Source organism: Vibrio bivalvicida (assembly GCF_001399455.2).
In the GTDB taxonomy this organism is placed as follows: Bacteria; Pseudomonadota; Gammaproteobacteria; order Enterobacterales; family Vibrionaceae; genus Vibrio; species Vibrio bivalvicida.
Genome location: NZ_LLEI02000020.1, coordinates 38,629 through 58,738 on the forward strand (window position 1 = coordinate 38,629; position 20,110 = coordinate 58,738).

The 20,110-nt window shown below is 43.7% G+C and carries 20 protein-coding genes and 1 tRNA gene; 11 read left to right on the forward strand and 10 right to left on the reverse strand.

Features of this window, described 5'->3' with window-relative positions; all coding sequences use genetic code 11:
- The first annotated feature begins 27 nt into the window (after nt 1-27).
- The 3 genes from copI to APB76_RS05015 are packed head-to-tail and all read left to right on the forward strand — an operon-like array spanning nt 28 to nt 1,636.
- Entirely contained in the window at nt 28-597 is a 570-nt protein-coding gene (gene copI, locus APB76_RS05005) for a copper-resistant cuproprotein CopI (RefSeq protein ID WP_054963240.1), read from the forward strand.
- Nucleotides 598-618: 21 nt separating this feature from the next.
- Nucleotides 619-1,176 carry a hypothetical protein gene (locus APB76_RS05010; protein WP_042521807.1) on the forward strand — a complete coding sequence of 186 codons (558 nt, stop codon included), beginning with the start codon at nt 619-621 and terminating at the stop codon, nt 1,174-1,176.
- Nucleotides 1,177-1,195: 19 nt separating this feature from the next.
- On the forward strand, nt 1,196-1,636 hold the full coding sequence (locus APB76_RS05015; RefSeq protein WP_042521808.1) for a DUF411 domain-containing protein: 441 nt from the start codon (nt 1,196-1,198) through the stop codon (nt 1,634-1,636).
- Nucleotides 1,637-1,995: 359 nt separating this feature from the next.
- On the opposite strand, the gene APB76_RS05020 is transcribed toward APB76_RS05015, so the two are convergent.
- From APB76_RS05020 to ispB, 3 genes are all read right to left on the reverse strand, one after another.
- Nucleotides 1,996-3,075 carry a TRAP transporter substrate-binding protein gene (locus APB76_RS05020; protein ID WP_049845558.1) on the reverse strand — a complete coding sequence of 360 codons (1,080 nt, stop codon included), beginning with the start codon at nt 3,073-3,075 and terminating at the stop codon, nt 1,996-1,998.
- A gap of 270 nt (nt 3,076-3,345) precedes the next feature.
- Complete coding sequence (locus tag APB76_RS05025; RefSeq protein ID WP_054963211.1) at nt 3,346-5,103, reverse strand: lysophospholipid acyltransferase family protein; 1,758 nt, start codon at nt 5,101-5,103, stop codon at nt 3,346-3,348.
- Between the two features lie 400 nt (nt 5,104-5,503).
- A complete protein-coding gene (ispB, locus tag APB76_RS05030) occupies nt 5,504-6,475 on the reverse strand; it encodes an octaprenyl diphosphate synthase (protein ID WP_054963210.1) in 972 nt (323 codons plus the stop codon).
- A gap of 268 nt (nt 6,476-6,743) precedes the next feature.
- On the opposite strand from ispB, the gene rplU reads away from it, so the two are divergent.
- The 6 genes from rplU to folA all read left to right on the forward strand — a co-directional run bounded on the left by rplU (nt 6,744) and on the right by folA (nt 10,649).
- Nucleotides 6,744-7,055, forward strand: a complete 312-nt coding sequence (rplU, locus tag APB76_RS05035) for a 50S ribosomal protein L21 (RefSeq protein WP_049845561.1) — start codon at nt 6,744-6,746, stop codon at nt 7,053-7,055.
- 20 nt (nt 7,056-7,075) lie between these two features.
- Complete coding sequence (gene rpmA / locus APB76_RS05040; protein ID WP_004409945.1) at nt 7,076-7,333, forward strand: 50S ribosomal protein L27; 258 nt, start codon at nt 7,076-7,078, stop codon at nt 7,331-7,333.
- Nucleotides 7,334-7,620: 287 nt separating this feature from the next.
- Nucleotides 7,621-8,793, forward strand: coding sequence for an Obg family GTPase CgtA (gene cgtA, locus APB76_RS05045; protein ID WP_054963209.1), 1,173 nt, complete (start codon nt 7,621-7,623; stop codon nt 8,791-8,793).
- Nucleotides 8,794-8,908: 115 nt separating this feature from the next.
- Nucleotides 8,909-9,676 carry a threonine/serine exporter family protein gene (locus APB76_RS05050; RefSeq protein WP_054963208.1) on the forward strand — a complete coding sequence of 256 codons (768 nt, stop codon included), beginning with the start codon at nt 8,909-8,911 and terminating at the stop codon, nt 9,674-9,676.
- Nucleotides 9,673-10,146, forward strand: a complete 474-nt coding sequence (locus APB76_RS05055; protein WP_054963239.1) for a threonine/serine exporter family protein — start codon at nt 9,673-9,675, stop codon at nt 10,144-10,146. The genes APB76_RS05050 and APB76_RS05055 overlap by 4 nt, the downstream gene beginning before the upstream one ends.
- Nucleotides 10,147-10,163: 17 nt before the next feature.
- Nucleotides 10,164-10,649 (forward strand): type 3 dihydrofolate reductase, encoded by a 486-nt coding sequence (gene folA, locus APB76_RS05060; RefSeq protein WP_054963207.1) that lies wholly within the window; start codon nt 10,164-10,166, stop codon nt 10,647-10,649.
- A 77-nt stretch (nt 10,650-10,726) separates the two neighbouring features.
- Here the strand turns inward: folA and apaH are convergent, their stop codons facing one another.
- From apaH to lptD, 6 genes are all read right to left on the reverse strand, one after another.
- Entirely contained in the window at nt 10,727-11,548 is an 822-nt protein-coding gene (gene apaH, locus APB76_RS05065; protein WP_054963206.1) for a bis(5'-nucleosyl)-tetraphosphatase (symmetrical) ApaH, read from the reverse strand.
- Nucleotides 11,549-11,557: 9 nt separating this feature from the next.
- The gene (apaG, locus tag APB76_RS05070; RefSeq protein WP_049845567.1) at nt 11,558-11,935 is read right to left on the reverse strand and encodes a Co2+/Mg2+ efflux protein ApaG; all 378 of its coding nucleotides are present in this window, start codon (nt 11,933-11,935) and stop codon (nt 11,558-11,560) included.
- A 66-nt stretch (nt 11,936-12,001) separates the two neighbouring features.
- On the reverse strand, nt 12,002-12,808 hold the full coding sequence (rsmA, locus tag APB76_RS05075; protein WP_049845568.1) for a 16S rRNA (adenine(1518)-N(6)/adenine(1519)-N(6))-dimethyltransferase RsmA: 807 nt from the start codon (nt 12,806-12,808) through the stop codon (nt 12,002-12,004).
- Nucleotides 12,809-12,820: 12 nt separating this feature from the next.
- Nucleotides 12,821-13,813 (reverse strand): 4-hydroxythreonine-4-phosphate dehydrogenase PdxA, encoded by a 993-nt coding sequence (gene pdxA / locus APB76_RS05080; RefSeq protein ID WP_054963205.1) that lies wholly within the window; start codon nt 13,811-13,813, stop codon nt 12,821-12,823.
- Complete coding sequence (surA, locus tag APB76_RS05085) at nt 13,803-15,101, reverse strand: peptidylprolyl isomerase SurA (protein WP_054963204.1); 1,299 nt, start codon at nt 15,099-15,101, stop codon at nt 13,803-13,805. The genes pdxA and surA overlap by 11 nt, the downstream gene beginning before the upstream one ends.
- 53 nt (nt 15,102-15,154) lie before the next feature.
- On the reverse strand, nt 15,155-17,491 hold the full coding sequence (gene lptD, locus APB76_RS05090; RefSeq protein ID WP_054963203.1) for an LPS assembly protein LptD: 2,337 nt from the start codon (nt 17,489-17,491) through the stop codon (nt 15,155-15,157).
- A gap of 147 nt (nt 17,492-17,638) precedes the next feature.
- Here lptD and djlA point away from each other — a divergent pair, with 147 nt between their 5' ends.
- Both djlA and APB76_RS05100 read left to right on the forward strand, forming a co-directional pair.
- On the forward strand, nt 17,639-18,493 hold the full coding sequence (gene djlA, locus APB76_RS05095; RefSeq protein WP_054963202.1) for a co-chaperone DjlA: 855 nt from the start codon (nt 17,639-17,641) through the stop codon (nt 18,491-18,493).
- A 224-nt stretch (nt 18,494-18,717) separates the two neighbouring features.
- Nucleotides 18,718-19,860, forward strand: a complete 1,143-nt coding sequence (locus APB76_RS05100; RefSeq protein WP_237767879.1) for an HD domain-containing phosphohydrolase — start codon at nt 18,718-18,720, stop codon at nt 19,858-19,860.
- 78 nt (nt 19,861-19,938) lie between these two features.
- Here APB76_RS05100 and APB76_RS05105 read toward each other — a convergent pair.
- A tRNA-Ile gene (locus tag APB76_RS05105) sits at nt 19,939-20,014 on the reverse strand.
- Between the last annotated feature and the right edge of the window lie 96 nt (nt 20,015-20,110).

Sequence of the window (20,110 nt, forward strand, 5' to 3'; positions counted from 1 at the left end):
TGAATTACTAAGGAACACAATATGAACATGAAAAAAACACTACTTGCTGCACTTCTGTCAATTACAGCAACATCTGCAATGGCAGAAATGGACCACTCTATAATGGATCACTCAAAGATGGACCACGGCTCTATGAACCATGAGAGCATGGACCATAGTAATATGAATCATGACGATATGGATCACAGCAAAATGGATCATTCAATGATGTCGATGGAAGGCATGTCTGATGTTGGTATGCCAGCAACAGGTGCAAAACCAGACAAAGTGGTCCATGTTGTGTTGGCAGATGACATGACAATCAAGTTCAAAAAAGAAGTACAAATTGAACCTAATGATGTAGTTCAATTTGTGGTTATGAATGTTGGCAAGATTGATCATGAGTTCACTATTGGCTCAGCGAAAGAGCAACTTGAACATCGAGAAATGATGAAGAAAATGCCTCATCATATGCATGATTCTGGGAATGCAGTTACAGTAAAACCGGGTAAAGCTAAGCAGTTGATTTGGCACTTCCACGGGGATAGCAAGGTTGAATTTGCATGCAATATTCCAGGGCATGCAGAAGCAGGCATGATTAAAAAAGTGAGTTTATAGACGCTATAAAGGAACCTGATGATGTTAAAGCGTTTATTCATGCTAGCGGGTATGTTTAGTGTGAGTTTGTTCACCTATGCTTCAGAAGACTCAATTTCAGCCGGTGAGTCCACTTTTCTTACTGTAGGTGGATATGGATGTATTGCGTGTCATGGGCTATACGGTCAAGGGGGAGGTAACGTTGGTGGGAACATCAGAGGTAGCTCCTTAAATGATCTGAAATATAGCCTAGAGCATGAACAAACAATGAAGCTTTTAGGCGATGCACTAAGTGAACAAGATAAGATAAATCTAGCAGATTACATGGAGCATCTTGGAACGTTTCAGTTAGTGGATTGGATGTATGAAGGCACCAAAGAGGCGCTACTCTCAGTTTCTATAGATAGCGGTGAGAAGAGTCAATTGGTGGTACTAAATAAAACGTTTGAGTCAATGTCAATTGACCTCTCCCCTTTGGCTGGTAAACATTTAACACTGCGCGTAGAGCCGTATGAAACTCAGCACTTTGAGTGGATTCCTGAAAAAGGAGTGTATGAGCTGAGTTATGGCGATGAAGCCGTCAGTATTAACGTAAAATAGATTTTAGTTAGGTAACTATATGAGTAAAAAATTGAGACTTATTGCACTTTCATCTTTGATTTTGAGCTTTAACGTCTTTGCTAAGCCTGTTATTGAGCTTTATAAATCGCCTACGTGTGGTTGCTGTAAGGAATGGGCAGCAATTATGGAGAAGAAAGGCTACGAAGTGAATGTTAACCATGCTCGCGACTGGAGTTATGTCAAACAAGAGTTTGGAATGCCTAGTCAACTGATGTCCTGCCATACAGCTGTCATTGATGGATATATGATTGAAGGGCATGTTCCTGAGTCTGATATCAAGCGTTTGCTTGAGGAAAGGCCTGAAAATATTTCAGGAATCGCCGCTCCCGGTATGCCGCAGCATTCGCCGGGAATGGCACGACCAGGGCAGGAGTACAAAGGCTTTAACGTGGTGTCTTTTGATAAGACAGGGCAGATGAAACTTTATAATAAGTACTAAAAGTCGATTAAGAAGTTGGGCTCTTGAGGTAAGTGCGGAGCCCTTTTGTTTATTTAAAAGGAGCTCTTGCACTAAATCGAAACGAGTCCGTTATTCCGTTGTATCCAAAAAGTTTGCTAAGCGAGACTGGGTTGACCAATGACTAAGTGCCTAGAAAGGAAGGTCTCTTACAATGCTTAAAGTTTCAAACTTTATTGTCATAATTCTGTTGTGCAGAGAGTTATGGCATTAAGTTAGTTTCAAACTTTATTGTTACCTTCTTTTATCTAGGCTACTTGGTACTAAACTCTACACGAGAGAAAAGTTTCAAACTTTAATGTCCTCCGACAATAAGGGCCGCAAATTGCAGCCCTTTTTGACTAGTGACTTTCTAGATAGGCTTTTGAAGAGATATCGGTCCATGCACGTACTTTAGTTAAGTACTGTTTTTGTGACTCAATGATCTCTTTCGCTAATGCGTCGCTGCTGGCTTGCTGTTCAAGTAATTCGGCGGTTGCTGTTTGCATCGCTTTTAACACTTCTGGTGGGAAATCTCTTACCTTTATATTTGGATACTCAGCACTCATCGTCGCCCAGCTGTTGGCGTTAGCATCGACAGCCTGAGTATACATATCAAATGCAGCCACTCTGAATGCGGTTTCTAAGATCGTTTGTAGATCTTTAGGCAGTGAATCCCACTTCTTTTTGTTGACTAAGAATTGAGTCTCTGAACCAGGTTCGTGCCAAGCAGTATAGTAATATGGGGCGATTTTTTGAAAGCCCATTCTAAGATCAAATGCAGGACCAACCCATTCCAGTGCGTCAATAGTACCTCTTTCTAATGATGTATACAGTTCACCGGGAGCGATATTGGTTGGTTTGGCGCCTACTTTTGCCATCACTTCACCAGCAAAACCAGGAATACGGATTTTGAGACCTTTGAGATCTTCTACTGAATTGATCTCCTTTTTAAACCAGCCACCCATTTGGATATCGGAGTTACCACCGGGGAAGGAGAGAAGGTTATGTGGAGCGTAGACTTTTTCCATTAGCTCCATACCGCCACCGCGATAAAACCACGCATATTGCTCGGTAGAGATCATGCCAAATGGCATAGAGGAGAAGTATAACGTGTTGGGTACTTTACCTTTCCAATAGTAGGAGCTTGAATGACCAAGATCGTATTGCCCAGATTTGACCATATCGAAAATTCCTAATGGCGCTTTATGCTTATTAGCGGAATCAATGCGGATTTTAAGACGACCGTTAGACATCTGTTCGGCAAGCTTTGCCATGTTTTTGGTTGCATCACCCAGAATGGGTGTGTTTGGGCCCCAAGTTTCGGCGAGTTTTAAGCGATAAACTTTCTCTGCGGCGATCACGGAAAAAGAGCTGATAGCAAGAGTGAGAGTGAGCGTTCCTGCTGCTAGTGAGCGCAGTATCTGCTTTGATGGCAACATAGCTAGGCGACTTCCTTATTGTGGTGTTTTGTTATCTCACCTAGCTTTTATCTTGTTGTTTTTTTCGTCAATCTCATTTTTAACTGATCCTGAACGTAATTTTGGTTTTCTATCTCTATTAATATGTTACCAGCCAGTTTATTTCCCTAGACGTAAAGGTCGCTTCTATTGTAATCGAGCGAATAGTGAGGTGTTGTAAGCAGATAATCTGGATAACAAAAGTGCTGCCTTGGTCACGCAGCACTTAGGGAATAGGGAGGTGATGATTTTCTAGATCTCAATATAATGGGATTTTAAGTAAGCCTCAGCTTGGTTAGCACCCATATATCTCGCTAAGGTTTTGAGTGGTACATCTCTTAGATCAACCATGATCAAGCCATCAAGTGCGTTATTAAAAGCTGGATCAACATTAAAGGATACTAGCTTTCCATTTAACCCAAGGTATTGCCTCAATAAAACAGGCACGCCTTTGCCTTCATCAATTCTGGCAATCACTCGCGACAAAAGTTGTAGGTCTGCTAGGGCGGTGAGCATGCTAGTGTTCCAGTTTTGATTGGTACTTGGTAATGGATTGGATGGGGTGACAAACTCGGCCTTTTGGGCGTCATAGTGATGGAGCGTCATCGTTTGTGCAAGAAGTTGTCTCGCTTGGTCGCTGTAGTCGTTACTGATACTCACAGGTCCAAATAAGTGAGTATATTCTGGGTGCTTCTGAACATATGCTGCGATTCCTTTCCAAAGCAACAGCAACGGAGCCATGCTTTTTTGATACTTCTCATCGATCACTGAACGCCCCATTTCTATTGATTTACCCATAGTGTCGATAAAAGGCTGCTCAAAGTTAAACAAGGTTCGTGAATACAAGCCCTTAATTCCGTGTTTACTAATGAGTTTATCGACCAATCCGAGACGATAAGCGCCAACTAGACACCGATTATCCCGATCCCAGATAAACAGATGTAAATAATCACGATCAAACTCATCGAGATCAAGATCTAGGCCTGTTCCTTCACCGACTTGGCGAAAATTGTGCTCTCTGAGTCGCCCTATTTCATGCATTAACGATGGGATATGATCGGCTGTAGTGCAGTAAACATCAAATTCTGCGCTTGAAAGCATTAAATGATCTTTGGGCAAGCCATCTAGATCCGCTTCAATATCTTTAATTGGTAGTGGTTCGGCAATTGGTAAAACAGAGCCAGAGTGAGAAAGCTGGTGTTGAATGAGTGTACTACTTTGCAAAAGGTAGGTGTTTAACCTGAGGTAATTGACGATCTGTGTATCGGTGAGACCGTTCACTTCTTTATACTTAATTGCTGAGCCGATAGAGATCTGAATTTGCTGGTTTGATTTATTGAGTAGCTCTCGGCCAAGCATCAAGGTACGTAATAGTGGGTGTACTTTACCTGCAAGATAAAAGCGTTGTGAGTTCTGACCGTCAATAAAGGTGGGAATAGTTGTTGCGCGAGCCTTGCGGATCAAACTGCTGACGGAGCGGCTCCACTCTTTATCTTCAAGACGAAGTGCTTTCCTATCCACAAGCTGTGATACTTCTCCGGCAGGAAACAGTAATAATAGCCCGCCTTCACTTAAATGCTGGTGTGCTTTTCGAAGGGCTTTTAGATTGGCTTTATGCGCATTCTGTCCTTCGAATACATCGACGCCAATAAAGAGCTCATCAAGTTCAGGAACCGTTTTTAGGTATTGATTGGCTAGGATCTGAACATCACTTCTTATTTGAAGGAGCAGCTCGGCAAGAATCACGCCCTCGACACAACCTAGCGGATGGTTGGCGACAATCACAGTAGAACCCGATTGTGGAATATGGCTTAGCGAACCTTTGCACACCTGGTAGTCAATACCGAGTACTTCAAGAGTGAAGCGAAGAAAGGCTTGAGTATTACAGCCAGCAGGGCGCTGAGCATAAAATTTATCGAGCTTATTGAGACCAGTTGCCCATTCAGTAAAGCTCTCTCCTAAGCGAAATGGGGTTTTTTTCGGTAAACGAAACGGACTAGAAACTTCCATAGCATCCTCAAAATGGTAGTGGTTCGAAATGAGGATAGGTATGGGATGTTGCAGAAAGGCTTCAGCGAGATGAGAGTTAGATGATCACCTTATGACGTTTTGATTACCAAAGGCTAATTAGAGAAGGAATTTGCCAAAGCATGTAACAATGAATTATTTAGGTATTCTAAAATCCATATTGCTCGCAAAATGTACTGTCGTGATATCAAATCTCAATCTTTAGTGCTAGGTTTAAATTGCGGGTATGGTTATATAGTACGTTAGAGCACAAAGACTTGTCGTCTAGTAACCTGTCAAGTTGCCTTCGTTTATGCTGATCTGGAAATCTCTCGTTATTATATAGAGGGAAACGGGAACCACTTGGTTCCCGTTGTTGTATGTGCGATTTCTGTTTTGCGAGTTAGCTAGTGCGGTGTACTGCCATATGCGCAAGGGTAATCAAAGCTTGCTTGTATTCTGAATCTTCTAATACGCTTAATTCAGCAATCGCGTTGTCTGCTTCTTGATAGGCTTTTTGACGAGTGTATTCAAGGGAGCCAGTCTGCTCCATCGCTTCAAGAATTTCGTTCAAACGTTGCATACCATTGGCTTTTTCAATAGCTTCGCGAATCATTTCGGTCTGTTGTGGAGAACCGTTTTGCATTGCATAGAGAAGAGGAAGGGTTGGCTTTCCTTCCGCGAGATCATCTCCCACGTTTTTGCCCATCTCTTTGCCATCTGACGTGTAGTCCATCACATCATCAATCAGTTGGAACGCAGTACCGAGATATTTACCATAGTTCTGTAAGGCAAGCTCTACTTCTTCAGGGGCTTCATTCAAGATCGCTCCAATTTGAGTAGCGGCTTCGAATAAGCGGGCAGTCTTAGAGTAGATAACTTGCATGTAACTTTGTTCGGTAGTGTTAGGATCATTGCAGTTCATCAATTGCTGCACTTCACCTTCAGCAATGACGTTTACAGCGTCACTCATTAGCTTGAGGATCTTTAATGATCCTAGCTCTGTCATCATTTGAAAGGACCGAGTGTATATAAAGTCACCAACTAATACGCTAGCGGCATTACCGAACGCCGCATTGGCGGTAGCTTTACCACGGCGCATATCTGATTCATCGACCACATCATCATGCAGCAGCGTCGCGGTATGAATGAATTCAATAAAGGCGGCTGCTGTTGTGTGAGCCTCTCCTTTGTAGCCCAGCGCTTTCGCTGATAATACAGCTAAAAGAGGGCGTATACGCTTACCACCACCACTAACGATGTAGAAACCCAGTTGATTGATTAAAGAGACATCAGAGTTGAGCTGAGCGTGAATTGTTTCATTCACTTTTGCCATGTCATCGGCGGTGAGCGCTTGGATAGCTTTAAAATCCATTGTAATTCCGGCTGAAGTTAGAACGAGTAAGGTATTCTTATCTGTTTTAATTGCTGAATAATACACTAAAAAACGTTGATTAATACATGGTTAAAGGGCATCATCTGGGCACTTTTCATTGGCGATTAGCTTTTCGCCAATTTTTTCAAAATATGGCTTGTCATAGGTGCGACCTTTCTGTAGAATCTGCGCCCTATTGATGATTAGTTTAGCGCACACCCTTGATGCTCAAATAGCATACGGCTGTGCGGAAAAAGCGGAGTAAGATATGTACGCTGTTTTCCAATCTGGTGGTAAACAACACCGTGTAAGCGAAGGTCAAACCCTTCGTTTAGAGAAATTAGACGTTGAAACTGGCGCAACTGTTGAATTTGATAAAGTTCTTCTTGTTGCTAACGGTGAAGAAATTAAAGTAGGTGCTCCTCTAGTAGAGGGCGGTAAAGTAGTTGCTGAAGTTGTACAACACGGTCGTGGCGATAAAGTTAAAATCGTTAAGTTCCGTCGTCGTAAGCACTCTCGTAAGCAACAAGGTCACCGTCAGTGGTTCACGGAAGTGAAAATCACTGGTATCAACGCTTAATCGATTAGGAGAGTTTAACAATGGCACACAAAAAAGCTGGTGGTTCTACTCGTAACGGCCGCGATTCAGAAAGCAAACGTCTAGGTGTTAAGCGTTTCGGTGGTGAATCTGTTCTTGCAGGTAACATCATCGTTCGTCAACGTGGTACTAAGTTCCACGCTGGTACTAACGTAGGCATCGGTAAAGACCACACTCTATTCGCTCTTACTGAAGGTAAAGTGAAGTTCGAAGTGAAAGGTCCTAAAAACCGTAAATTCGTTAGCATCGAAGCTGAGTAATTAAACCTAGTTTAATTACTCTATTAGCTTTCAAGCTGAATTCAAAAGCCCTGCCGATTCGGCGGGGTTTTTTATTTATGGTGCCAAACAGTTGCTTGGAAAAAGGAATAGATACTAAGGCACTTTGAAAAAAGTCCCTCATTATATATTCCTAAGTGGCAGAACGGTCTCAGTTTACGGGTGATCGATCTGAAATTGGAATCTGCTAGAATTTATATCATTCGGTCATGTACTGAGATGATATTTGCAACGCAGCTACGACAAGTAGCACAAGGGCGGAGTAAGAGATGAAATTCGTTGATGAAGCGGTAGTAAAAGTTCAAGCCGGAGATGGCGGTAACGGTGTAGTGAGTTTCTGGCGTGAGAAATTCGTTGCGAAAGGTGGCCCAGATGGCGGCGACGGTGGTGATGGCGGTGATATTTATCTCCAAGCTGACGAAAACCTCAACACGCTAATTGATTATCGCTTCCAGCGCTTCTATGAAGCCGAACGCGGTGAGAATGGTCGTGGTGGTAACTGTACCGGTAAACGTGGTAAAGACAAAGTACTCCGTGTGCCTGTCGGTACCCGCGCAGTTGATATTCATACCAATGAAATCGTGGCCGAAGTCGCTGAACATGGCAAAAAAGTCATGGTTGCTAAAGGCGGTTGGCACGGATTAGGTAACACGCGTTTTAAATCATCAGTTAACCGAGCACCTCGCCAAAAGACGCTAGGTACTAAAGGTGAGATCCGTGAAGTTCGCTTAGAATTATTGCTACTTGCTGATGTCGGTATGTTGGGTTTACCAAATGCAGGAAAATCGACATTTATTCGTTCAGTATCAGCCGCTAAGCCGAAAGTGGCGGACTACCCGTTTACCACTTTGATCCCGAGCTTGGGCGTAGTAAGTGTTGTTCCAGAGAAGAGTTTTGTTGTCGCTGATATTCCTGGTCTGATTGAAGGCGCCGCTGAGGGGGCGGGCTTAGGTATCCGCTTCTTGAAGCATCTAGAGCGTTGCCGCGTTTTACTGCATATGATCGATATTATGCCGATCGATCAAAGTGATCCGGTGCAGAATGCGCTAACCATTATTGATGAACTAGAGCAATACAGCGAGAAACTAGCAGACAAGCCGCGTTGGCTGATCTTCAACAAGGTTGATCTGATGCCTGAAGAAGAAGCGAACGAAGTGATCGAAAATATTCTTGATGCTTTAGGCTGGGAAGAGGACTACTACAAGATCTCTGCAGTGAACAAACAAGGCACTAAAGAGCTTTGTTATAAGCTAGCTGACTTTATGGAGCAACTACCTCGCGAGCAAGAAGAGATCTCTGAAGAAGAGAAAGTCGACTTCATGTGGGATGACTATCATAAAGATGCTATCGCAGGTAAAGATGTTATCACCGAAGATGACGACGACTGGGATGATTGGGACGATGAAGAAGATGACGGTCACGTTGTCTACGTCCGAGATTAACAGTACATAAAATTCATAGCCGCAATATCTATTGCGGCTTTTTTGTGTCTAAATCAAATCATGCCTGAGCATTTGTCTGCAAAATAGGTGCATTCTAAAGGAGTAGGATAGAATCATGGCATCCAAACAACGAGCCGTTTCTCGTTTAATCGCCCAAGCTGGGCAAATGCTTTTGGCTCATGGTGCTGAAAGTACGTTGGTTGGCGATCTTATGCGTCGCTTCGGCTTCGCCGCCGGAATGAATGAAGTCGAAGTTTCACTATCAGCCAGTTCATTGGTGGTCACCACGGTTTATCAAGAGCACTGCATTACAACTGCTCGCCGTTGCCCTGATCGAGGCATCAACATGCAGGCAATTACGCAGGTACAACGAATCTGCATTATGCTCGAACGTGGTATTATCGACTATTCTATGGCGCAGCAGCAGCTTGATAAGATTAGTCCTGAGCGTTACAACCGTTGGTTGGTAGTGTTTATGATTGGATTGTCATGTGCCGCATTTAGCCGTTTGGCCGGGGGAGATTGGGTTGTGTTTACTATGACCTTTATTGCCTCTTCGGTTGGTATGGTGGTTAGACAGGAAATTGGCCATCGCCACTTCAATCCATTGATGAATTTTACTGCTACGGCATTTGTGACCACTGTTGTTTCAGCACAAGCCGTTATCTATGAACTGGGTAACTCTCCTTCACTGGTAATGGCCTCCTCCGTTCTGATGCTCGTCCCTGGTTTTCCTTTGATCAACTCTGTAGCGGATATGCTCAAAGGCTACATCAATATGGGTATAGCACGCTTTGTTATGGCCAGTTTACTGACATTGGCGACAAGTCTGGGTATCGTCGCAGCGATGAGCTTGGTTGGTGTTTGGGGGTGGGTGGCATGATCTCATTGGATCTTTTACTAGGCTTGCTCAATGACATGCTGTTTGCTGCTATCCCCGCAGTTGGTTTTGCATTAGTGTTCAATGTTCCACACAAGGCCTTAATCTATTGTACATTAGGCGGTGCTATTGGTCATGGCTCGCGTTACTTGATGATGCATTTCGGTATTCCCATTGAGTGGGCAACTTTCTTCGCGGCAATAATCGTTAGTATGGTCGGTATTCATTGGTCGGCACGCTTTTTAGCACACCCGAAAGTGTTTACCGTTGCTGCGCTAATTCCTATGGTTCCAGGTGTCTTCGCCTTTAAAGCTATGATTGCCTTGGTAGAGCTTAACCATAGAGGTTACAGTCCTGAGCTCGTCGCTATGTTGATGGAGAATTTCCTCAAAGCGATGTTTATTATTGCTGGACTCGCTGTTGGCTTAGCTATGCCGGGCTTGCTATTCTATCGCCGTAAACCCATTGTATAGAACCTTAGGAGTAGTGAATGATCATTAGTATGGTCGCCGCAATGGCACAGGATCGAATTATCGGAAAAGACAATCAAATGCCGTGGCACCTTCCTGCTGATTTCGCTTGGTTTAAGCGCTGTACTATGGGGAAACCTGTAGTAATGGGACGTAAAACCTACGATTCGATTGGGCGCCCGCTGCCAGGTAGGAAGAATATTGTGATCAGCCGTGATACATCTCTAGTGATTGAAGGCGTTACTACAGTAACTTCTATTGAAGAAGCACTACAAACCGCTGGAGGTGTGGAGGAGGTAATGATTATTGGTGGTGGAACCATCTATCAAGCTTGCCTACCGTATGTACATAAGCTTTACGTAACTTACATCGAAGCACAAGTTGAAGGCGATACTCAGTTCCCAGCATGGAGTGATGAGTTTTCTGAAATCTACTCTGAAAGCTATGCTGCGGACGAGAAGAATGCTTATGATATGCGTTTTGTAGTTTTGGAGAGGAAGAACTAAGTTCACGTCAATACTACGGAAAACTAGAGTTGATTTCTACAGCTGACACAATTCTAGTTTTCTAGTTTTCTAGTTTTCTAGTTTTCTAGTTTTCTATCTAACGCTTTTTGGGTGAAAAACTGCTTATCTTCCCAGCGCAGCATAGTCAGATGACCGCCCCAGACACAGCCAGTATCAAGGCCAATCACCTCTTCCCCTTCATAACCTTCAAGCGCCGCCCAGTGACCAAAAAGCACTGTTTTTTCAAGTAAGACACGGCTTTTAACGTTAAACCAAGGAACGAGTTTAGCGCTGTTGATTTCATTTGGAGGGAGTTTACATTCCATATCCAATCTGCCATCAGTAAAGCAGAAACGCATCCGGGTAAATGCGTTGATAATATAGCGATAACGCTCGATACCGTGTAAAGAGCTAGTCCAAAGATCGGGCTGATTGGAATACATGTTTTCAATTAGCCAAGGCCAATCGTCACTATGTAGGATTGCCTCGACTTCTTTGGCTGCGTGACGGGCTTGCTCCAAAGACCATTGCGGAGAAATACCGGCGTGGCACATGATGAACTCATTATGTTCAACGAGCAGAGGTTGCTGTCGTAACCAATCAAGCAGTTCTTGTTTATCATCAGCTTTAAAAATTGGCGCGGTCTTGTCTTTGTTCTTGATTTTGAACAACCCTAAAGAGACAGCTAGAAGGTGTAAGTCATGGTTACCTAAGATCACTTTGGCCGCATCACCCAAAGATCGAACAAAACGCAATACTTGTAAAGACTTTGGCCCTCTAGCGACCAAGTCTCCAGCAATCCATAAAGTGTCTTGTTTCGAGTCGAAGTCGACTTTATCTAACAGTAATAGCAGTTCATCAAGACAACCTTGTAGATCGCCGACAATGTATGTTGCCACGGTTGTACCTTAATTAAGAATGTTGGGGATAGCGAGTCTAAAGGGGTCAATTTCAGCGATGAACTCGCTGCCATTTTCGTCATGCATGATGTACTGTCCCTGCATTACACCTACTGGTGTTTCTATAACAGTGCCACTGTTGTAGGTGTACTCATCACTTGCGGAAATAAACGGTTGTTGCCCAACTACACCTTCCCCTTCAATTGTCATTTGTTTCCCATTGGCATCGGTAATTAACCAGCGTCGGCTGATAAGTTGCACGTTTTGTTGACTAAGATTTTTTATCGTAATGATATAAGCAAAAACGTAACGTTTTGCGTCAGGTTGAGATTGGTCTGGAATGTATTTGCTGTGGACTTGGACTTTTATACAAGGGGTAGCTTCCATGTAAACTCCTATGCAAAGTCAAAAAGAGTGATAAATCTGAGATCTATCACTCTTAATATAGTGTGCTTATCTGTGTTTTGCGTCTAGCCAGTTTGCCATATCAACAAATTGCTCTAGCGTCAGGTTCTCTGGACGCATACTAGGGTTGATGCCCAGCTCTTCTAGTGTTTCTGCGCTCATTAGAGCTTTATAACAGTTACGAACCGTTTTACGACGTTGATTAAAGCCTTCTCGACAGACGCGATCTAACCACTTTAGGTCATTGACTGGATAAGGGATCTCTTCGTAAGGCACCAAACGCACTACCGCAGAGTCTACTTTTGGTGGCGGAACAAAAGCGCTTGGCGGTACTTCTAAAACAGGAACGACTTTACAGAAATATTGAGCCATTACAGTAAGACGACCGTATGCTTTAGTGCCAGGGCCAGCAGCTAAGCGGTTGACCACCTCTTTTTGTAGCATAAAGTGCATATCTTGAACGTCTTTATGGAACTCAAAAAGATGAAACATCAATGGCGTCGAAATGTTGTACGGCAAGTTTCCAAAGATACGTAGTTTGTTGTTTGGTTTTACCAACTGAGTGAAGTCGAAGCGCATTGCATCACCTTCGTGGATAGTCAGCTTGTCACCTAAATCTGGGTGGTTGCGTAAACGTTCAGCAAGATCTCGGTCAAGCTCAATAACAGTAAACTTATCAACTTCCTTACCTACTGGTTCGGTAATCGCGCCTAGACCCGGACCAATTTCAACCAGGTTTTGTCCTGGTTTTGGGTTGATTGCAGAGACAATCCCATCAATGATGTACGGATCATTAAGGAAGTTTTGACCAAAGCGTTTTCTTGCTTTGTGTCCTAAGTGGACATCGTTTCTCATAGTATTCTCAAGTTAATTCGATTTCTTATCGACTAGCTCTATCGCATGAGCCAAAGCCGTTCTAAAGCTTCCTGTGTCCGCATTACCCGTCCCTGCAAGGTCAAGTGCGGTGCCGTGATCAACGGAGGTCCTTATAAATGGCAAGCCTAGGGTGATATTCACCGAGCGACCAAAGCCTTTATATTTTAATACAGGAAGTACCTGATCGTGATACATTCCTAGCACTGCGTCTGCATCTTGCAGATATTTTTCGTTGAAGATGGTATCTGCCGGTAAAGGGCCAATAAGATTAATTCCTTTCTCCTGACGCAGTTTGTCTAGCGTTGGAGTGATGGTATTAATCTCTTCTTTACCGAGTACGCCATCTTCTCCTGCGTGGGGATTCAGTCCACACACGTAGATGTTGGGTGAAGAGATTGCAAATTTTTCAATCAGATCCTTATGTAGAATCTCGATGATTTTCTCTAGTCTCTCTTTTGTGACTGCCTGTGACACATAAGCAAGTGGAATATGTGTCGTGACTAGTGCTACACGTAGGCCTTCAGTTGCCAACATCATCACAACCAGTGGTGTGTTTGATTTCTCAGCAAAAAATTCTGTATGCCCACTGAATGCCACGCCGGAGCGGTTTATCACCCCTTTGTGCACAGGGCCGGTGACAATAGCATCAAATTCACTATTCATACAGCCCAAAGCGGCTCTTTCTAATGTTTTTAATACGTACTGTCCGTTAGCTTCATCGAGTTGGCCAGCGACAGCACTATTAGCAAGAGGAATATGCTCGACAACCAGTGTACCTGCTCTTTGAGCAACGACTTGACTATCGGCTTGATAGTCAAGCAGTTCGACTGTAATACCAAGCTGGGTCGCACGTTCTGCCAGCATCTGCTTGTCCGCGCACACCACAATTTGATGGCTCCAGTTTTCTGTGGAGAGGGCGAGCACTAGATCAGGTCCAATCCCTGCTGGTTCGCCAGCGGTAACAATTATGCGTTTAACGGTCATCTTGCTTGTCTTCCTCAATGACTTCGACAAAGGCGCTGGCGCGAATTTCTTGTAACCAAGCACTGGCTTCTTCGTTGAACTTGCGGTTAAACAAAATTCGGTAAGCTTTATTTTTTAGTGCAGAGTCAGTACGGTCGACTTCACGGCGATCCATCACTTCAACAATGTGCCAGCCATGAACGGTTTTAAAGGGTTTGCTAATTTGACCGACTGGCAAAGTATCGACTTGGTGTTTAAATTCCGGAACATACAGATCAGAGGTTTGGTAGCCAAGTTCACCGTCTTGCGCGGCTGAGCCTGGATCTTGGCTATATTGCTGAGCCATTTCACCGAAAGTAGATTCGCCAGACTTGATACGACGAATGATCTCGTTGAGATCGTTTTGCACGCCTTCATCGCTAAGAATTACAGTCGGTTTGATCAAAATATGACGAGCGTTAACTTCAGTTACAGCGATGGTTTCTAGCCCTTTGACATCTTCAATTTTGAGGATATGGAAGCCTACGCCGCTTCTGAACGGGCCAATAATACTACCTTTGTTTTGCAGTTTGATCTGATCTGCGAATATGGTCGGCATTTCTTCTTTACGCATCCAACCCCAATCACCACCTTGCAGTGCTTTTGGACCCTTAGAATAGGTGTATGCCATAGTGCTAAAATCAGCGCCATTTTTTAGTTCTTCGACTAGCCGATTGGCTTCTGTTTCAATAGCTGGTTTATCATCCCCATCATCGACGCGCAACTGAATATGACCGATCTTATACTGCACTGTCGCATTGGTCTCTTGAGCAAGAATGTTGGCTAAGTTATCGACCTCTGCTGGCAGGATATTGATGCGTCGGCGCACGAGTGCATTCCGTGCTTCACTTGCAGCGATTTCTTTACGAATTTGCTCACGAAATTCCGCATAGCTTAAGCCCTCTTCTGCAATTGACGCTCTAAGCTGTTCTGCGGTTTGATTGCTGTTCTTGGCAATATCTTTAATCGCTTCATTAAGGCGGTTATCGTCAATACGCACACCGATACGTTCCGCTTCTTGTTGCTGAATGGTATCAACGATCAGTTTCTCAGTAACCTGTTCAACTAAAATGTCTTGTTCTGGTAGTTGTTGACCATTCTTCTTGGCATTAGCTTTCAGCGTTTTTATTGATACGTCAATATCACTTTGTAGCACTACGCCTTCATTAACGATCACTGCCACTTTATCTAGTGGTACTGGCTCAGCTTGCACTGTGCTCATTGCACTTGCCGTTACCAAGCTAAGTAAAGTGTGTTTCCAAAATTTCATTGAAAATCCTATTAAATAATTAGCTCGCTATGGTTAGGCAGCGAGCTAATAAATTAGTTACTTAAAGAGAATGGGCGACCGTAGCCTAGAGAGTTACCTGCGTCATCAAGCCCTGCTAGGCCAGAACCAGCACCAATTGCAGTACCAAAGCCTATAATACCAAAATTGAGAGTAAAATTATTCTCATATAGTGGCTGTGGAGGGGTGGATAGGAGGCCGCTTTGCAACTTCTTACTATAGGTGAATCCAATATACCAGCAATCAGACGTGTAATTAAGTTGCCCCATCCATTCAAGAGCGCTACTGGTTGTCAAGTCGTAAAAATACTGTGCGCTGGCGTTCCAATTACGAGTAATTTGATAGCCTGCTAATAGGCCAGTTTGCGAAATACCATCTTTAGTAATATTGTCGAGGTTTCCAATACTGTCTCCCAACGTAGCTTCGATGTACTCTCTTGTTACATAACGATAGTTACCTTGGATATAGCCGTCACTAAAGCGATACTCTAATGTGCTGTTGCCTAATTGAAGTTCACTGGACTCGATGTCGTATTGAACTCCACCATGATAGAACAAGTAGTCGTCATAGTTAAAATCCATCTCTATCGCCCAAGCAGAGAAATTCGATTTAGAGTCGGGCGCTTTGTCCTCTCTGTCTAAATAAAAAATTTGACCAAACGAGAGATTAAGGCGTTCTTTGTAGGCATCATCAAAAAAGCGTGTCGAAGCCCCATAACTAAATTGATTGGCATCTTTGATCTCATCAACGCCGCTGTATTTTCGGCTACGGAATAAGCCATAGTAATCGGTTTGTAATAGGGTGGTGTCGTACTTACCAATATTAGTCTGATCTTTTTCTGGAACATATAAGTATTGAACCTGTGGCTCGAGGGTCTGAGTGTAGTTGTTAAAAATAACAGTATCTCGCTCTAGTACAATTCCTGCATGAGTTCGAAACTCTGGAATAATTCGCGAGACAGTTTCCTCTAAGCCGTAATATGGGTTGGTTGCCTTGCTGCCAGAAGTGGTATCTACCCCTTCTAAATCTTGCTGATAGTAAGTCCCCAATAGGCGCGCTTCAGTTGTCCAGCTTCCCCAGGTTGTACCAACCGGGAGCGTCAAGCCTGGTTCTACATGCACACGAGTTGCTGAAGGCTGGCCTTTGGCATCGGTATCAAATCGAGAAATATGACTAATTGTATTGAAGTCTAAATAACGCATTAGCTCTGGTGCGTAGTAATTAAAGCTAAGCTGCGGTAGTAAGCGATAGGGTGTTGCGCCTGGAGTTAAGGCTTGAAAGTCGCGCGCGAGTAGCGACGCGTCCCAGTTTTCTGAACGGTATGAGGCTCGGCCTTCTTGAATTAGCTGTCCATCTTCTTGCTTACCAATGCCGGAGTCCATATCCGAAAAGTAACCGATGTCACTGACTTTGGAGTAGTCGATTTCAAACTTCCAGTTTTGCTGGAAAATACCCGAGTGTTGCCATTGAAAACCCCAACGGTCGCCAAGCTCTGGATTTTTCTTGTCATCAACTAAGTATTCAGACTTAAGGGTGCTATAACCAAAATCGGATAAGTAGCGGAACTCGCTATCAAGTTGATTGCCACGATTCTGCATGTGCTTAAAGGTGGTTTTTAGATCGTAGTTAGGTGCTAAGTTCCAGTAGATTGGAACTTCCATCTCGAAACCATCACTTGAGCCATATGAGACTGTTGGATAGAGGAAGCCAGTTTTACGTGTATCGCCGATCGGTACGGTTAGGAATGGCAGATAAAAAACAGGCACGTTAACAATCTCAAAGCGTGGATTGTAGAAGGTTGCTTGCTCTTCATTCTGGTCAATATCAATGCTCGAAGCTCGCATGCGCCATGAGCTATCTCCCTCAGGACACGAAGTGATAGTACCATCTTCAATTTCGTATATTGCCTTGCCAGTTTTCGCAACGTATACCGCGTCACCACGACCAGGCTCACACAGGAATTTATAGTTAGTGTTCTCAAGCGTCACTTCTTCAGTGTTGAGTTTGTTGGTGGCTTTTTCAGAGATTGTTTTTACTTCACCATCACTGAAGGTCACATTGCCTTCAGCGACAACAATGTTTTCTTGTTGGTGCATGGTGACGTTGTCAGCCAGCATGCGTTTTTTGCCTTGAACGACAACGACATTGCCACGGTATGTTGCTTTATCACCGTTTATGGCTTCTAAGCTGTCTGCTTCAACATTAACAGGCAGTTGATTAGGATTTTCTGCCTCAGGTTCGTTGATCAGGCATTGATCTATAGTGGGCAGTTCCTGCACACTATCGTCTGATATAGTTTCTGCTTGAGTCAGAGGCACTACAAAAGCAGCAGTGATTGAAGCGGCTAGCAAGGTGCGTTGGAAACGTAACATCGAGTTTTACTATCCTGTTGAACTTGATATATCCGGTGAATAGGGACCGAATGAAAAATAAATCGGCCCTTATAATAAAGTAATTTACAGCTTACGGCACTATCAGACCGCTACGTGAAGAAAAAATTCAGAGATTGAGAGCACATAATGCATATTTTTGGCAAAATTCTCGGCACATTCTTTGGTTTCCTATTTGGAGGCCCTTTTGGTGCTGCATTCGGTTTATTTATAGGCCACCAATTCGATAAAGCACGCCGCTTACGTCAAGCAGGGTTCCACTCAAGCTTTGGCAGTGGGCCAAGCCAGGCCGAACGACAGGAAGAGTTTTTTAAAGCAGCATTTGCGGTCATGGGGCATGTCGCTAAAGCGAAGGGTCAAGTTACGCGAGAGGAAATTCAACTCGCCATGACTATGATGGAGCGTATGAACCTTCATGGTGAGCAGCGTAGAGCGGCACAGGATGCGTTCCGTGAAGGCAAAGAGAGTGACTTCCCGCTTGAGACTGTTCTAGAGCGAGTGCGTATCTCATCTGGAGGTCGGTTCGACTTAATGCAGTTTTTTTTAGAGCTGCAGATTTCAGCGGCGTTTGCTGATGGCGATGTTCACCCTAGTGAGCGCAATGTTTTACATAAGATCGCCCGAGGACTCGGCTTTTCATCAGAGCAACTTGAGCAACGTTTGCGGATGCAAGAGGCCGCGTTTCGATTTCAACAAGGTGGCTTTGGAGGCCAAACGGGTGGGGGACAATCACATCAATCAGGCGGCAGTTGGCAGCAAGCATCTACCGCTGATCAGTTAAGTGATGCTTACAAGCTACTCGGTGTTGATGGCAGTGCTGACTCGAAAACGGTGAAACGTGCCTATCGCAAACTAATGAATGAGCACCACCCAGACAAGCTAATGGCGAAAGGCCTACCACCAGAAATGATGAACGTTGCTAAGGAAAAAGCGCAAGAAATTCAGAATGCCTATGACTTGATAAAAAAAGCAAAAAGTTTTTAATCAGCAGAATTGGATTGCAACAGCGAATCGTAAAAATGAGAGCATAAGGAGAGTGCTTTCTACCTATTTACACTCTAAACCAAATCCGTTTGGAAGTAGATCAACAGTTAAACAAGAGCTTATCTGTTTTAGATCAATTTAGTGTTTAATTTATCAGTAGGTTCATGGTATGAGAGTGAGATCTACATCTACACTTACGGTAATGTAATCTAGAGTGATGAACCATGATGGAAACAACTACAAGGAAAGTTGAGGGGATTGGCAGATGTCGGTTCGGTTTGAACACTCAATTAGCTGACATTCAGACGCGGATGCAGGTCCATATCCCCAAACTCGATAAAGTGTGTTTTGCCCTGTATGATGCGCGTGAACACCTACTTAGAAGCTATGCAGATAGTTCTTCATTATCACTGAGCCTAACCCACTATGAAGCTCCGTTGAGCTCACTACCATACTTAAAAAAAAGTATCGAAAGTAGGTCTCCGGCGGTTCTCAATGACGTTAGTCGATTGCATCCATCTCCTCATGTTAATTCCCTTATAGAGGAGGGATACTACTCTTCAGTCGCTATTCCTACCTTTTTAGAACAGATCTTTAGAGGATTTATATTCCTTAATTCGCACCAAAAAGACGCATTTTGTCCGAGTGATATAGAGGTTGTAAAACCATACTTGAGAATTCTTGAAACGGCCATATTCTCTGAGTATCAGTTAGTCACGGCGTTAATAGATAAATCTAACAAACTGGTTGCGCGTTCTCAGGTTTACCAAAAGGAGTCATTCAGCCACAAGCAGCGTGTCTCCACTTACACCAATATTATTGCTTTGGCGTTAGCTGACGACTATGGATTTGATGATGAGTTCGTTGAACATCTCACTCTGTTTTCTCAGTATCATGATATGGGCAAAGTGATGGTTCCTCCAGAGCTGCTTTGTAAACAACAGCCACTTACCTGGGAGGAAACGGATACTCTACGTAAACATATTATTTACGGTGAAGAGATTGTTAATCAGTTTATCAATGATCTGAATGCATCTGACCATCTAAGTGCACAACTGATGCGTGATGTTGTTTCCTATCACTATGAGTTTTTAGATGGTAGTGGTTACCCTCATCACTTGAGTGGCAATGCTATTCCTATTAGCGCTAAGATTGTCTGTGTTGCTAATATATTTGACGCTTTAACGACACATAAGCCCTACAAACAAGCTTGGTCAGTACCGTATGCACTTTTAGAGTTAGAAAAGATGGTCTGCGATGGCAAACTGGATGCGGATTGCGTCAATGCTTTACGTGATCACCAGCACCAACTTAAATCCATTATTCAACGTTATCCGGAGAGAGATCCCTTAGAGGGGCTCTACTAACTAATATCACTTAGGTGATTAGAACGCTATATAGCGAAAAGGCGTAGTAGGTATTAACCTGCTACGCCTTTTTAAATTTGGTGGCCCCTCGCAGACTTGAACTGCGGACCAATCGATTATGAGTCGACTGCTCTAACCACTGAGCTAAGGGGCCATGTAGGGCAATGATTATAGGGGATGCAGATCTAGCTGTCTAGACGCTATCTAGGGTAAATGCGCTTAGATTTTATCCACTTAAATCGATAAGTAA

What these genes read in the sequence shown, in the direction of transcription:
- copI (WP_054963240.1), top strand. Translation starts at nt 28, where the DNA reads ATGAAAAAAACACTACTTGCTGCACTTCTGTCAATTACAGCAACATCT.
- APB76_RS05010 (WP_042521807.1), top strand. Translation starts at nt 619, where the DNA reads ATGTTAAAGCGTTTATTCATGCTAGCGGGTATGTTTAGTGTGAGTTTG.
- APB76_RS05015 (WP_042521808.1), top strand. Translation starts at nt 1,196, where the DNA reads ATGAGTAAAAAATTGAGACTTATTGCACTTTCATCTTTGATTTTGAGC.
- APB76_RS05020 (WP_049845558.1), bottom strand. Translation starts at nt 3,075, where the DNA reads ATGTTGCCATCAAAGCAGATACTGCGCTCACTAGCAGCAGGAACGCTC.
- APB76_RS05025 (WP_054963211.1), bottom strand. Translation starts at nt 5,103, where the DNA reads ATGGAAGTTTCTAGTCCGTTTCGTTTACCGAAAAAAACCCCATTTCGC.
- ispB (WP_054963210.1), bottom strand. Translation starts at nt 6,475, where the DNA reads ATGGATTTTAAAGCTATCCAAGCGCTCACCGCCGATGACATGGCAAAA.
- rplU (WP_049845561.1), top strand. Translation starts at nt 6,744, where the DNA reads ATGTACGCTGTTTTCCAATCTGGTGGTAAACAACACCGTGTAAGCGAA.
- rpmA (WP_004409945.1), top strand. Translation starts at nt 7,076, where the DNA reads ATGGCACACAAAAAAGCTGGTGGTTCTACTCGTAACGGCCGCGATTCA.
- cgtA (WP_054963209.1), top strand. Translation starts at nt 7,621, where the DNA reads ATGAAATTCGTTGATGAAGCGGTAGTAAAAGTTCAAGCCGGAGATGGC.
- APB76_RS05050 (WP_054963208.1), top strand. Translation starts at nt 8,909, where the DNA reads ATGGCATCCAAACAACGAGCCGTTTCTCGTTTAATCGCCCAAGCTGGG.
- APB76_RS05055 (WP_054963239.1), top strand. Translation starts at nt 9,673, where the DNA reads ATGATCTCATTGGATCTTTTACTAGGCTTGCTCAATGACATGCTGTTT.
- folA (WP_054963207.1), top strand. Translation starts at nt 10,164, where the DNA reads ATGATCATTAGTATGGTCGCCGCAATGGCACAGGATCGAATTATCGGA.
- apaG (WP_049845567.1), bottom strand. Translation starts at nt 11,935, where the DNA reads ATGGAAGCTACCCCTTGTATAAAAGTCCAAGTCCACAGCAAATACATT.
- rsmA (WP_049845568.1), bottom strand. Translation starts at nt 12,808, where the DNA reads ATGAGAAACGATGTCCACTTAGGACACAAAGCAAGAAAACGCTTTGGT.
- pdxA (WP_054963205.1), bottom strand. Translation starts at nt 13,813, where the DNA reads ATGACCGTTAAACGCATAATTGTTACCGCTGGCGAACCAGCAGGGATT.
- surA (WP_054963204.1), bottom strand. Translation starts at nt 15,101, where the DNA reads ATGAAATTTTGGAAACACACTTTACTTAGCTTGGTAACGGCAAGTGCA.
- lptD (WP_054963203.1), bottom strand. Translation starts at nt 17,491, where the DNA reads ATGTTACGTTTCCAACGCACCTTGCTAGCCGCTTCAATCACTGCTGCT.
- djlA (WP_054963202.1), top strand. Translation starts at nt 17,639, where the DNA reads ATGCATATTTTTGGCAAAATTCTCGGCACATTCTTTGGTTTCCTATTT.
- APB76_RS05100 (WP_237767879.1), top strand. Translation starts at nt 18,718, where the DNA reads ATGATGGAAACAACTACAAGGAAAGTTGAGGGGATTGGCAGATGTCGG.